The sequence below is a fragment of the Blautia sp. ZXY-1-C6 genome (genome assembly GCF_056339875.1).
On sequence record NZ_JBWJVQ010000294.1, the window covers coordinates 1 to 11,750 of the forward strand.

An 11,750-nucleotide genomic window follows, 5' to 3' on the forward strand; every position below is an offset into this window, starting at 1 on the left:
GTATTCCCTTACAGAAACATTCCCATTTATGTAAGAAATCAACTGTTCAATATACTCCCCAAACTTTGGCATAATATTTCTTGCTGAAATTTTATTGTTTTCATAATCAATCACCCTGATGGCCTGTGTAACGATTCTCATAAGCATATAACCTCTTTATCTTCCGCACTGAATAAACACTGAATCTCTTGTCTGAATTACTGCTATGTACTTCTTCATTTCACTGTAGCTTAAGTATACCACACACATGTAAAGCAAGCAAAAGAATTTACTGTTATCTTTGCCATGGTATCCACAAATATAATAGATAATTAGCAGTTATCCATTACTTCCTATGGAGATGAATACAAATGAACATCCAGCAATATATACACAGCCTTACAGACGAGGAGTTTGAACAGCTTTGCACGGAATACCTGACCTTGCATTATAAAAACAAAAATATTACCATACACGGTACGCGTTTGAAAAAAGATGGTGGAAAAGACATTGTAGGAACTGCACAGGATGTCCCCTATGAAATATGGGCTGAATGCAAGAGGCACAATCGTGCCCTTGGTCTTGAGAAAATATCTAAAAATGTTATTTTGGTTATTTCAAAAGGAATTAATGAGCTGATTTATTTCTCTACAAGTGATATTACCAGAAATGCGGTTAAACATGTTTCCATAGTTGCTGCCAAGCATAATTTTTCTGTCACTTTCATATATGGGAACCGTCATGTATCAGGAATTATCAATTCTTCCACGTTTTCAATATGGTTTTGAAAAATCAAATGAAATAATAAAAAATGATTTAAGAATATCTCGTTTTTTTAGTGTATTTGAAGATACGGAGAAATATACAGAAGAATCGGAACTCGTATTGCAACGAGATAATATTTTTTACATTGATATTTATCTGACTAATTTGTATAGTGCAACTGTTTCAGATGTAACCTGCACATTACCGAAAATGGCAGATATTATATTTCATGTTCCTGAAATCCACAATTGTTTTAATATGCTGCAGGGAAGTAACCGTGTTATACAAATACGCGCTGAAGTATTAAGCTCTTACACCGTGAAGCATATACCCGCACTTACTTTAAAATATAAGTGCAATGGTCATACATATTCCAAAAAAGTTCCCGGAGGATTTATCAGATCCAACAAAACTCATCTACTATCCATTGGTAGGAGAGAATGTACAGAATTTCTTAAGCAGTAAAATTCTTCCGCTTCTGAAGGGCAACGGATTCAGCCCAATTTATATGCTTAATATAACTGGGAAATCAGGAACAGGAAAAACACGGCTATTGTCTGAAATAATAAATTCTGCTAAAAGTTATAATTTTCAGACGTTATATTGCGATGCAAAAAAACAAAACGGATTTGAAATTTTAAGAGAATTTTTATGTGCTTGTCTGGGGTTACCTTATGGCACTGGAAATATCAGCTGCACATTAGATGATTTTTCTAAAATAATCAAGCAATATTATGGGAACTCAAAAGTAAGTGAGGCAGTTTTTTCTTTTGTATTTCATAAGAAATTAGATCCTGATATCTTATATTATCTGAAAGAGGCACTTCTTTTCTTCTCTTGTAATATAGTAGGCGGAGTTTCTTTAATTTGGACAATAGACAATTTACAATGTCTGGATAAAGAAACTCTGGATATCATATATTTCCTGATTGCACATTTACAGGAATGTTTTCCTGAAGTGATTTTTTCTTTAGGCACAAATACAGAAATTGTGCCTCTTGACTCTCAGGGATTTGTAAATGAATTTTTGGCTAAAATAAACGAATACGAAGACGTGGCTTCGTATGTGTATACTTGCGGTGAAATGCAGAACAATGATGCGAAAACATTGTATTATCATGCTATTCCCAATTTGCAAGGGTTTGATTATTTTACGCGCCTGCTATTAAACAAAAGCGGAAAACGACCATTTGATATTATTATGCTGATTCACTGGTTTTATGACCAGAATTTAATTAATATATCAACACATAATATGGTGATTCCTTCAAAAAAAGAAGAAATTGAAAACTTTATAAATAAAGTACCTGTAAAAAGCAAGGAAATTATCGATCAACGCTTCCAACTGCAAATGCATAAAAAATTCTCTTTTGATACCACATTGGGATATTTCGATGCATTTAAAGTTGTTGTGAAGTCAATATTGTATTTTGGAGGAGAAACACCTGTTGATTTTTTGGCTAGTTTAAATATAGACGGTGATATGTTATTTGAATTAAGTCAATCTTTATTTTTTAAGTACATGGATAAATACCCTAAAATTGTATTTTACCATGACAATATTTACAGATATTTTGAAGGGTACCAATTTTATCAGAATGACCGCTCGCTTTCTCTGAAAATTATTAAGTGGCTAAATGAAAATGCCTGGTACAAATCCAACCTTAGGACAACAGCAATTTTTGACTGTTATATACGCGCTTCCGAATATGAAGAAGCTGTCAGGTTTGGAATATCTTCTATCTCAAGCGAATGTGACAAAAGAAATTTTCAGGCAGTCATACATATTGGCACAGAGCTATTAAAAGATGTTCCGAAAACTCAGGATGCTTCCGAAGAATCAGTGCCTAACCCCTTTGCAGAATTTATGGATGCAGGAGCAAAATTTCATGTCTACTATGCAGTGGCAGACGCATACAGAATTTATCAGGATTTGTCTCAAAGCGTATATTATTATAAGAAAGCCTATAAAATATTGCAGCAATACAGTATTTCGGAATTTACGTCCATTGATACCTGCCGTTTCTTTCACAGGTACTCAAATGCCTGTATTTCAGCAGCGGATTATGACGATGCATTAATCGTCTTAGATTATTTCAAGAAGTATAAAGGACGGAATAACTTTTATGATTTCATTATGTACAATCGGTATTCTGTCGTATATTTAGCGATAAATGATATAGAAAACGCATTATTGTCAATTGATGAATCATTAAAAATAGCGAAAGAATGTAAAGAACCACAGTGGGAAAGTGTCTCTTATTCAGACAAAGCTTATATTTATTATCGTGCCTATGAAGATAAGGAAAATACAATTCTATATTTTAGCAAAGCGGTAGAAAAACACATTTCTGAAAAAGCAACCATCAATCGAAGTGCTGAAATTCTTGCGCAGGAAGCTTTTGTGGATTTACTAACAGATAAGCTGGAGGATGCAGAGTATCTGGCAGATTTGGCACTGAACCGTGCACTTGAAATTAATGGAACAGCAATGGAAATAAAAAGCAGAAATTTATTAGGAATTATTCAATATTTCAGTAATAAAGCTGAAGCTGCATTTTCCACATGGCAAAAGGATCTTGTAATTTCCGCTCAAAGGGTGAATAAAGATGGAATAGTAAAGCTGCATACAAATTTAGGCGCTGCCTACATTCTGCAAAGTAAATATGTGCCAGCTAAGGAAGAACTTGAACAGGCATATGCTCTTTATCAAAAATTCAAGGTCTCCCCGATAACACACAAGCCGCTAATCTACAATTTGCTATTCATTTATAATATTTTGGGGGATACATCAAAAAGAGATAAGCTGTTTGAAAAGGCTTATTTCGATAATCTCTCTTCTTACTACAACCAGCTTATCTCTGGGAGCGAAAACATCTTGACAGACGGCTATTGGCCTTTACAGTTTAAACATGTATTCTTTAACTATTAGTTTCCAGGGAATCTGATCCGTACATCAGGTTCCCGTTTTTATCAAAAATAATATCCTCTTCATTACGATTTGTAAACCAATAGTAGTTATCCAGCAATAATCTGTAATCATCTGCAAAATATACAATAGGAATATTTAATCGGCATATATCCCAGGTTACATTTTCCTGCAAAATAATGTGTGTGGCGCCGGTAACATTTTTTATATCTAAAAATTGCAAAATGGAAATGTCAAACAATTGTGTGAACAGCTTTATGTATTTATCACGGTATAACGAATTACTAAAACTTACAACAATGACACTTTTTTGCGATATTTTTTTATAATTTGCTTCCATCCAGAGCTCTTTTAAATAGTTTTCAGCATTGCATAATTGATATAATTCATCGCCCCATTTTTTGAATAAATATGCTTTTACATCTTGTCTAAAAGGTACTGTCCGAATAGGTCCTGAAATCTGTCCACGGTGAAAAACTTTGGCGTTTGCGCACATTCTGTTTTGTATAGCCAGCTTTTCGAACACGAAAGGCCAGGTCTACATCGCAATGAATGTTCATGCACATTTCATCCTGTCCGCCAAGTTCCTGGTATAAATTATGATTCATCATCATGCAGCCAGAAGACACAAGAGGAACATCATGGTCTTTTTGGGAGAATGCAGAAGGCTTTCCATGGCGAAGAAACAACAGAATATCAATTTCATAAATTCCCATACCATATCCAAATAAGTTTCCGGAATCTGTTTCATAGATTGTCGCGGATACACATCCCTTTTCCCCTATATCTGCATATGTTTTTTTCATGTTTTGTAGCCAATTACCTGTTGGATAGATATCACAATCCATAAACAGCAATGTATCATACCGTGCGTGATCAACAGCATAATTACAGGCTGCTGCATACCCTTTATTTTCCGGCATATTTAATACCTGGACAGAATATTCATCCTCTAAAAAGTTAATATTCATGGTTGGATTGTCATTGACGACAATAATTTCATATATATCTTCTGCTTTTAATGCATCCTGCAGCAGATTGATACACATTTTTAAGGAAGACAATCCATTATAAAAAGTTATGATTGTTGAAAGACCTTGCATTATTCTTTTCCCTCCAGTACATTTTTTATTATATTTGCGACTGTTTTGGAAGCACGTCCGGTTTCGCACAGGCCATACTCTTTCTTCATCCAATCCAATGTATTTATTTCTTTTTGCGATACAGCTGCTGGAAGTTTATTTATAACTTCAGAAACTGTATATGCTTTTGGAAAAGGCAAAGCATTAAAATCCTGATTAAATCCTCTGTCCGAAAGATAATCCTCTAAATCTGGACAATATATCAGTATAGGTTTATTTAATAATGCGAAATCTGTAATAATACTGGAATAATCACTGATTAAAAAATCAGCTGCTATAAGTAATTCCTGTACATCTTCATAAGATGAAGCATTTATTACTTTTTCTGAATTCCCTGGCCAGCATTTGGGGTTATAAACATTTGTATGCATATGAATGACAAACGTCCACTTATTGCCTGTACAGTTTTCCAGTTCTGTCAATATTTGACTGGATGGTAGTGTGTATTGAGTAACTCCCATATCCGCTCGAAAAGTAGGCGCATATAATAATATTTTGTTGTCTTCATTAATTGATAGACAAGACTTTACTTTTTTAGCTATAGTATTACGATCTCCGTTTAACAATACATCCGTTCGCGGAAGTCCTTTTTGCAGTATCTTTCCTGAATACCACATATCTCTTCTTATAAGAAAGGTAGAAAAGTCACTATTAGACAAGAATAAATTTATCATTTTAGAATCATTTTTTGCACTATCAATATACCTCTTGGACAACTTATTTATTGCTGCACGTTCCATATTTTTCAGTCGAACACCACCATGCCATGTCTGGATATAATATTGATTTTTTCGCTTTCGAACATATCGTGACTTGCGGCGATTAGAAATCCATATTTGAGCTGTTACCTGTTCGTAAATTCCCCGGATCGAATGATATGGAACTTGACGTATGCAAGCTGGCATTTCAGGTGGATTTTCAAAATCGCATAGCCAGACTATGTTTGCCGTGCAATCTAATTTTAACAGTTGTTGAATAATATATTTGGGGCTATCACAATAACCGTGATTTTTGAAACATGAAACAACAATTTTCCTTTTTTGAACAGGAAATATTCTGAAAATATAAAATAGTAATTCTAAAATTTTATCCTGCATATACTCTATCTTTTTATTTTTGGTTTTTATAAATAGGCGATTTGATTTCATGTATACCATTCCTCTGAAAAAGAATATCCTTAATACAATTAGAGATAATGGATAACTGCTAATTATCTGCTATTCATTATACCAGATATTCCCAAGTTTTTCCATACTAACAAATACAGTACTAAAAAAATTGTTTTGATTTAGAGTATTTTCGGAAAAATGTTTGTAGTTGCAGCCTTTTCCTCAATTTGCTAGTGTGCTGGCATATTGATATTTAGCCAAATATTTCTGGCTGTTATTGCCGTTTTATGGTACAATAAAAGAAACGGCGGTGATATCCTATGGCAAGACCAAGGTATCCACAGATGATCTCTTGGTAGACAGCCTTCATCACTCTGTATCCACGGCAGACTCCGAACTCCACCGTCTGCTGCTGGACTGCAATGCTACCGAAGAGGAAATTCTCACAAGGACTGTAAAAGAGTTAAAGGCGATTTTATATGGATTAGGAATTTGAATTCTCAGGCGCACCGTCTGAACACAGCATAACTACAAAAGTTCAAACTACATAACAGAAAACTGCCCGCATAAGCGACACAGTGGCACCCTTGATTTTTCTTGGGTGCTGTCTGTGGTATAGCGGGCAGTATAAAAATAGCCCACCATGTAAGTTTCCTTCTCCGTAAAATCATTACGAAGTTGGATGCTCACATGGTGGGCTAAGATATTTTTGTACTATTTACATTTCGTATTTTTCAATCTTGCACTGATGTTCCTTAGTTTTCCTATCGTAGTTGATTCCTACAAGTAGGATATTTCCTTTGTATTCTTCCAGTGCAGTAACATATTTTTTATCTTTAATCTGGGAAATAGCACCTTCAGCACTCTTATCCCATTTCAGTTCTACAACCAATGCCGGCTTCTTTGAGGTTCGTTTGGGAATGAAAACCATATCAGCAAATCCTTCACCGGCAGGCAGTTCTCTTATGATTGTGTACTCCTTTGCTGCTGTGTAATACGCAAGCTGAATAATACTTGCCAGCGATACCTCATTGTTATACACAAGGCTGGAGCTGTTTTGCATATGAACATCCTGTAGCATTTTTGCTACTGCTGTTTCATTCATTGCAAGGGTCGCTTTTAGAAGTTTTTCTGAATTTTCGATTGCCTTGTAAACTTCATCCCAACCTCTATTTCTGATTGCAAGAACGAATGCACTGCGGACTTCTTCATTCGGAATAAATGCTTTTTCAGTTTTGCTGTCATAGGCAAGGTATCCCAGATGAATCAGTAAGGTCAAAACATCATCTGCACAGTGGAATGTGGTCATATCATTTTGGAAAGAACCTACTTCTATTTTGATTCTTGCTCCGCCCAGCATTTCCACAATTCTCTGCTTTAGGCCGTCAAAGTCCATTTCGATATAAACTTTGAGTGATTCATATGTTTCAGTTTGTGACCAATAATTTTGAAATTCTTCGTTATTGATTGCTTCCATTACAGAATTCGGACTGTATACATGACCAACCCGGTTCAAATAATAGCCATCATACCATTTCTTCATTTCTGTAAACGGCATATCATGCTCTTTGCAAAGCACTTTAACTTCTGCTTCCGTGAATCCAATATACTTTGCTATTCCTCCCGGTGAGGTCATGGTAAGTTCTCTAAAATTATTTAAAGCAGACTGTGTACCATATTTCTTGATTGGCAGAATACCTGTGATATATGCTAGTTTTACGAATCGATCAGCAGGGCCTCCCTTGAAAAGACTTCTTAGAAAATTAATATACTCAGACTGCAAAGCAAGATTTTCCTTATCTTCTCTAAATACACAATCCCACTCATCAATGATGATTATGAACTTTTTCTTAGTTTCTTGGTTGATATTCGCAAGTGTTGCCGCAACGGAATTTTCTTTTTCATTCACATATTGAGGATATTCCTGTCGAAGTTCTTTCAATATCTCGCTCTGTATATATCCTAATACAGTCGTGTTTTCTCCCTCTTGAATTTTTCCGATTGCAACGCCACGCATCCACTGAATATCAAGACTAATTACATCATACTTATTGAGATGCAGTTCAAACGATTTATCTTTTGCAATTTCAAGATTGCTAAAGACTTCACTGGAATCGCAACCTTTACTGTAATATGAAGTTAGCATTTGAGCAGCCAATGTTTTCCCGAATCTTCTCGGTCTGCTGGACGCAATCAAATGTTTTGCTTTTCCAATACAGCCATTCATATATGCAATCAAACCTGTTTTATCGACATAAATATCTGCTTGAACAAGTTCTGCAAATGTTTCATTCCCTGGATTTAAATAGAGTCCCATATTTGCACTCTCCTTTCCAGCTCGTCTGTCTCGCATAAACAGCCAAGCTGTTCGGTGCTTTACTCGGCGAAGAGTATAATACACCCATTATGTTTATAATTTACCACAACGACGCAAAAATAGCAAGCGAATTGCAAGTTTATATTCTGAACTGTCTGTAAATTCACAATTTATCAAACATCTTTATCAGTAATACACCACCCGATAACAGTCCGTGAGGAACTCCAAGAACTCCACCGACATAGTTTCCACAAAGTGCTTTCCATTTATTCTCTCGGCTACGGTTCTGCCTTTGCGGAACGCTCATCCGTGTAGGTGTAAAGCGGTGTGTTATAGCCGATTCTGAACATCGGCTCATTGCAGCCGTCCACCCCATAGGTCAGGTTTGTAAACGGGGAAGCATTGTTTGCCCGGCGCTTCTTTTCTTTTTTATCCCTGGCTTCTTCTCCTCCCAAAAGCATCATCTGTGCCTGATTCCAGGTATGCCGGTCAATGATTGCTACATGATGGTCTGTCACATAATACTTTGGTGCATCTCCTTCGTTGATACTGACTTCATGGGTCAGGAAGTTTTTTGTGACAGTTTTCTGGCTTTCGCAGTCACCCACATACTTTTCATTTCGGAGGATAAACAGCACTGCGTCTGCCCTCCAGATGCTGCCCCGCACTGTTTTCTTCCCCATCGCATTGAGTTCCTTGGAGATGGCAGTTGCGGATACACCGCACACATAGCGTTCAAAAATGTATCGAACAATCTCTGCCTGCTTCGGGTTGATGACCCATTCCCCGTTCTCTCCCTTGTCATATCCCAGCATCCGGCTTAAGTCCACCATTGCCTCACCCCGCTGGAATTTCTTCTGGATGGACCAGCGGATGTTATCCGAGATGGATCTGCTTTCATCCTGTGCCAAAGCGGAAAGGATGGTAAGGATCAGCTTAGTGCATCCAAACGACACACTGCCAAGGCAATTCCTTATGGAATTAACAGCACAAAACCAACAGAAAGGACGTTATCCTTCATACCATTCAGCATCTTGATCTCTTCATAGCGGCTTTCAGCTCCAAGCGTTTTCAGCTCACCATACCCAATCGTTGCCGTATTCCCGTCATTTTCATATTCGGAGGGAGCTTCTTCCCGCTCCGGCGGCAGATCTGCGTCATTGTTTCCGCCACCATTTTCTGGTTCTTCATTGTCAGCATCCCCCGGCTTGTCCACACTGCTATCTCCGGCATCATTGGCACTGTCATCCTCCGGGACATCATCCAGATAGAGAACGCCCCTTACATACACAGGCTTCCCGAATGGATTTTCGTCCGGACTTGTTAAAACAGCTTTTGTCAGGCTCATCTCGATTCCTCCTTAATTTCGGAGCGGCGCAGAAAACCGTCTCCACGCCGCCCCATTTTTACTTACTCCTCAGTTTTGTTGTCATCTTCCGGCTTTTCATCCTTACCCGGCAGCTTCTTTTCATCGGAAAGCTGGATGAGCATATCCCGCAGTTTTGCAGGGATAGGGATTCCGATCGCTGCGGAATTTTCCAGAATGCTGATTCCCTCATTCGCCAGATAGAAGAAAATCACTGCCGTGCAAATCGCCGTTCCGTTCTGAAGAACCTGCGTATCCAGGATATTGGCAATACCCACGAGAACGAAGATGCACACCTTCTTTGCGATGCCCTTAAAGCCCACCGCACTGGAAAGCTCCTTCTTCACGCCTGCTGCTAAAATCCCTGTAAAGTAGTCCATCACCACAAAGATGATGAGTGCGTAGAGGAAACCGTCAAGGTCACCGAAGAACCATCCCAGAAAACCATCCAGAGCTGCAAAAGTCAGCTCAATCTTGTCAATTACATTCTGCATATTACTGTCCTTTCCGCCTTTTAAGGCATAAAAATAGACAAGGCCGTTTTTAGATCAAAGATAAATGTGTACTTATATATAAAACACAGTCCCTTCCTGTGCGCATCAGGAAAAGGCTGTGGAAAATTATTTGCCAAAAGCATGGATTACCGCACCAACAACACACTCGCCGATTCTCACATCGACAAGTATTGCCATATAACGACAAAAAGCCGGAACAAAATGCTATGATCTGCATTGATTCTCAATACATCACATAAACATTTCGCTCCGGCTCATGCTCGTTACTTTATTGGTAGTGCGGCATCGCTCAGTTGGCGACAAGATATATATTCTTTTTTCGTTATCCTCACAGGTCTGACAGCCTACATACTTGTAGAGGTGACTGTCTAGCTTTCTATGATTCTATATTTGCTTCTGTAAGCGGCGTTTCATTCCGAATGCTTCCATCCTGAAAATAGATTGTTACCATCTTTATCGGCTGATTATAAACTCCTTCTGTAAATTCAAGCGATGTCATATAATCATCTTTCTTTTTGTGGGTCACTTTTGCCACCGGACAGCCTTTTAATTCTGCTCGGTTCCCCACGTGAAGTTTATTGTGCTTAGTTCTGATTTCGTTTGATTTTTTCTCCATTAACAGCCCTCCCATTCCTGTTTAAGTCGAATAAATTCTCCCATTGTTTCTACAAACTCATCTTGAATTTCTTCAAGCTCTGCTTGTAGTTTGCTGTTTTCACACATCAAGACCTCTAAATCTAAATCTGTCACACCTATCTCAAGGTCATATTCTTCTGAAACATACGCACTGGGACTAAGACGGCAGCCATTTTCTTCGGCTTCCATCGGGGTTATCAAGCAAGACACATCTCGCAGAATTTATGATATGTTCATAATGTACATTATTGTGTAGGATAAAAAAAGCACCCACAGTTCAAGCCGTAACCTAAACCATGGGTGTTCTCCTCTGGCTCAAGTAGCTTTCACTACTCAAATTATGCCAGAAACCTATTCATTTGTCTGTGATAAAACGTGTGCTATTTTTCTTCTCGGTTTGTTAAGAAATTATGAACATATTCTACGGTAGCAGGTTCATCTTTAATCTGCTGCATTTAACATTTCTCTCAATTCTATCTCTTCTTCAGACTCCGCATCGATGATGCAGAAAAGATTATTACACAACTGGAATTTTGCTTCTGTGTCGTTCGCCTTATACTTAACCAATATTTCAAGCAATTCTTTAAATTTCTGAATTCCTTCCTCCGGTTTGTCTAACAGTAGCAGGCACGCTGCTACGCTGTCAAGTACATCAACCTCCACATAAAAATCTTCCGCATTAAACTTTTCAGCTAATACATAATGTTCAAGAGCGTCCGCTGCATTATTCTCACTAAAGAAAATATCCGCAATTTCCTGATGTGCAAGGGCCAGTTTTCTATTTCCATCCTCAGACATTTCAGACCAGATATTGATGCATTTCAGATACTGAGCCTTCGCCTTCTCATCTTCGTCTTGATCGTGTAAGCAACGTGCATAGTTGAACAAAAAGTCTGCAACATCCGGAAGATAATCCGAACTCATTTGCTCAGAGGTTGTAATAATATACTCAAAAATATCGTCTGCATCCTGATGCTTTCCCTGTTCCCATA

At 37.6% G+C, this 11,750-nt stretch carries 14 protein-coding genes; 4 read left to right on the forward strand and 10 right to left on the reverse strand.

The window, feature by feature from the left end; translation table 11 throughout:
* The first annotated feature begins 350 nt into the window (after nt 1-350).
* From AC075J_RS18145 to AC075J_RS18155, 3 genes are read left to right on the forward strand one after another with little or no spacing between them, the layout of a single operon-like run.
* A complete protein-coding gene (locus tag AC075J_RS18145; RefSeq protein ID WP_476390588.1) occupies nt 351-767 on the forward strand; it encodes a restriction endonuclease in 417 nt (138 codons plus the stop codon).
* Nucleotides 721-1,209: a hypothetical protein gene (locus AC075J_RS18150; protein WP_476390589.1), complete on the forward strand. Its 489-nt coding sequence runs from the start codon at nt 721-723 to the stop codon at nt 1,207-1,209. Before AC075J_RS18145 ends, AC075J_RS18150 begins: the two co-directional genes overlap by 47 nt.
* Before the next feature lie 43 nt (nt 1,210-1,252).
* Nucleotides 1,253-3,676, forward strand: coding sequence for a hypothetical protein (locus AC075J_RS18155; RefSeq protein ID WP_476390590.1), 2,424 nt, complete (start codon nt 1,253-1,255; stop codon nt 3,674-3,676).
* On the opposite strand, the gene AC075J_RS18160 is transcribed toward AC075J_RS18155, so the two are convergent.
* Genes AC075J_RS18160 through AC075J_RS18170 form a run of 3 tightly spaced genes read right to left on the reverse strand, consistent with a single transcriptional unit; the run spans nt 3,666 to nt 5,963 of the window.
* A complete protein-coding gene (locus AC075J_RS18160; RefSeq protein ID WP_476390594.1) occupies nt 3,666-4,169 on the reverse strand; it encodes a hypothetical protein in 504 nt (167 codons plus the stop codon). The two genes, AC075J_RS18155 and AC075J_RS18160, sit on opposite strands and share 11 nt — an antisense overlap.
* Entirely contained in the window at nt 4,102-4,776 is a 675-nt protein-coding gene (locus AC075J_RS18165) for a glycosyltransferase family 2 protein (RefSeq protein WP_476390591.1), read from the reverse strand. Before AC075J_RS18165 ends, AC075J_RS18160 begins: the two co-directional genes overlap by 68 nt.
* Nucleotides 4,776-5,963: a CDP-glycerol glycerophosphotransferase family protein gene (locus AC075J_RS18170; protein WP_025579996.1), complete on the reverse strand. Its 1,188-nt coding sequence runs from the start codon at nt 5,961-5,963 to the stop codon at nt 4,776-4,778. The genes AC075J_RS18165 and AC075J_RS18170 overlap by 1 nt, the downstream gene beginning before the upstream one ends.
* A gap of 271 nt (nt 5,964-6,234) precedes the next feature.
* Between AC075J_RS18170 and AC075J_RS18175 the strand changes: the two genes are divergently transcribed.
* Nucleotides 6,235-6,420 carry a hypothetical protein gene (locus AC075J_RS18175; RefSeq protein WP_025579998.1) on the forward strand — a complete coding sequence of 62 codons (186 nt, stop codon included), beginning with the start codon at nt 6,235-6,237 and terminating at the stop codon, nt 6,418-6,420.
* 222 nt (nt 6,421-6,642) lie between these two features.
* Here the strand turns inward: AC075J_RS18175 and AC075J_RS18180 are convergent, their stop codons facing one another.
* The 7 genes from AC075J_RS18180 to AC075J_RS18210 form a co-directional block, all read right to left on the reverse strand.
* Entirely contained in the window at nt 6,643-8,325 is a 1,683-nt protein-coding gene (locus AC075J_RS18180) for an AAA family ATPase (protein WP_465078682.1), read from the reverse strand.
* A gap of 194 nt (nt 8,326-8,519) precedes the next feature.
* On the reverse strand, nt 8,520-9,197 hold the full coding sequence (locus tag AC075J_RS18185; RefSeq protein WP_476390592.1) for a recombinase family protein: 678 nt from the start codon (nt 9,195-9,197) through the stop codon (nt 8,520-8,522).
* 17 nt (nt 9,198-9,214) lie between these two features.
* Nucleotides 9,215-9,589 (reverse strand): hypothetical protein, encoded by a 375-nt coding sequence (locus tag AC075J_RS18190; protein ID WP_025580002.1) that lies wholly within the window; start codon nt 9,587-9,589, stop codon nt 9,215-9,217.
* Between the two features lie 62 nt (nt 9,590-9,651).
* Nucleotides 9,652-10,101, reverse strand: a complete 450-nt coding sequence (locus AC075J_RS18195) for a phage holin family protein (RefSeq protein ID WP_025580004.1) — start codon at nt 10,099-10,101, stop codon at nt 9,652-9,654.
* Between the two features lie 397 nt (nt 10,102-10,498).
* Nucleotides 10,499-10,738 carry a hypothetical protein gene (locus AC075J_RS18200; RefSeq protein WP_025580006.1) on the reverse strand — a complete coding sequence of 80 codons (240 nt, stop codon included), beginning with the start codon at nt 10,736-10,738 and terminating at the stop codon, nt 10,499-10,501.
* Complete coding sequence (locus AC075J_RS18205) at nt 10,738-10,947, reverse strand: hypothetical protein (RefSeq protein ID WP_044996666.1); 210 nt, start codon at nt 10,945-10,947, stop codon at nt 10,738-10,740. The genes AC075J_RS18200 and AC075J_RS18205 overlap by 1 nt, the downstream gene beginning before the upstream one ends.
* A gap of 252 nt (nt 10,948-11,199) precedes the next feature.
* Nucleotides 11,200-11,750 (reverse strand): hypothetical protein (locus tag AC075J_RS18210; RefSeq protein WP_476390593.1); only part of this gene is annotated, 551 nt, incomplete at its 5' end.

Excerpts from the sequence above, each read along its gene's own strand:
- AC075J_RS18205 (WP_044996666.1), bottom strand. The coding sequence starts at position 10,947 with ATGGAAGCCGAAGAAAATGGCTGCCGTCTTAGTCCCAGTGCGTATGTT.
- AC075J_RS18200 (WP_025580006.1), bottom strand. The coding sequence starts at position 10,738 with ATGGAGAAAAAATCAAACGAAATCAGAACTAAGCACAATAAACTTCAC.
- AC075J_RS18150 (WP_476390589.1), top strand. The coding sequence starts at position 721 with ATGTATCAGGAATTATCAATTCTTCCACGTTTTCAATATGGTTTTGAA.
- AC075J_RS18160 (WP_476390594.1), bottom strand. The coding sequence starts at position 4,169 with ATGTGCGCAAACGCCAAAGTTTTTCACCGTGGACAGATTTCAGGACCT.
- AC075J_RS18165 (WP_476390591.1), bottom strand. The coding sequence starts at position 4,776 with ATGCAAGGTCTTTCAACAATCATAACTTTTTATAATGGATTGTCTTCC.
- AC075J_RS18170 (WP_025579996.1), bottom strand. The coding sequence starts at position 5,963 with ATGAAATCAAATCGCCTATTTATAAAAACCAAAAATAAAAAGATAGAG.
- AC075J_RS18145 (WP_476390588.1), top strand. The coding sequence starts at position 351 with ATGAACATCCAGCAATATATACACAGCCTTACAGACGAGGAGTTTGAA.
- AC075J_RS18155 (WP_476390590.1), top strand. The coding sequence starts at position 1,253 with ATGCTTAATATAACTGGGAAATCAGGAACAGGAAAAACACGGCTATTG.
- AC075J_RS18195 (WP_025580004.1), bottom strand. The coding sequence starts at position 10,101 with ATGCAGAATGTAATTGACAAGATTGAGCTGACTTTTGCAGCTCTGGAT.
- AC075J_RS18190 (WP_025580002.1), bottom strand. The coding sequence starts at position 9,589 with ATGAGCCTGACAAAAGCTGTTTTAACAAGTCCGGACGAAAATCCATTC.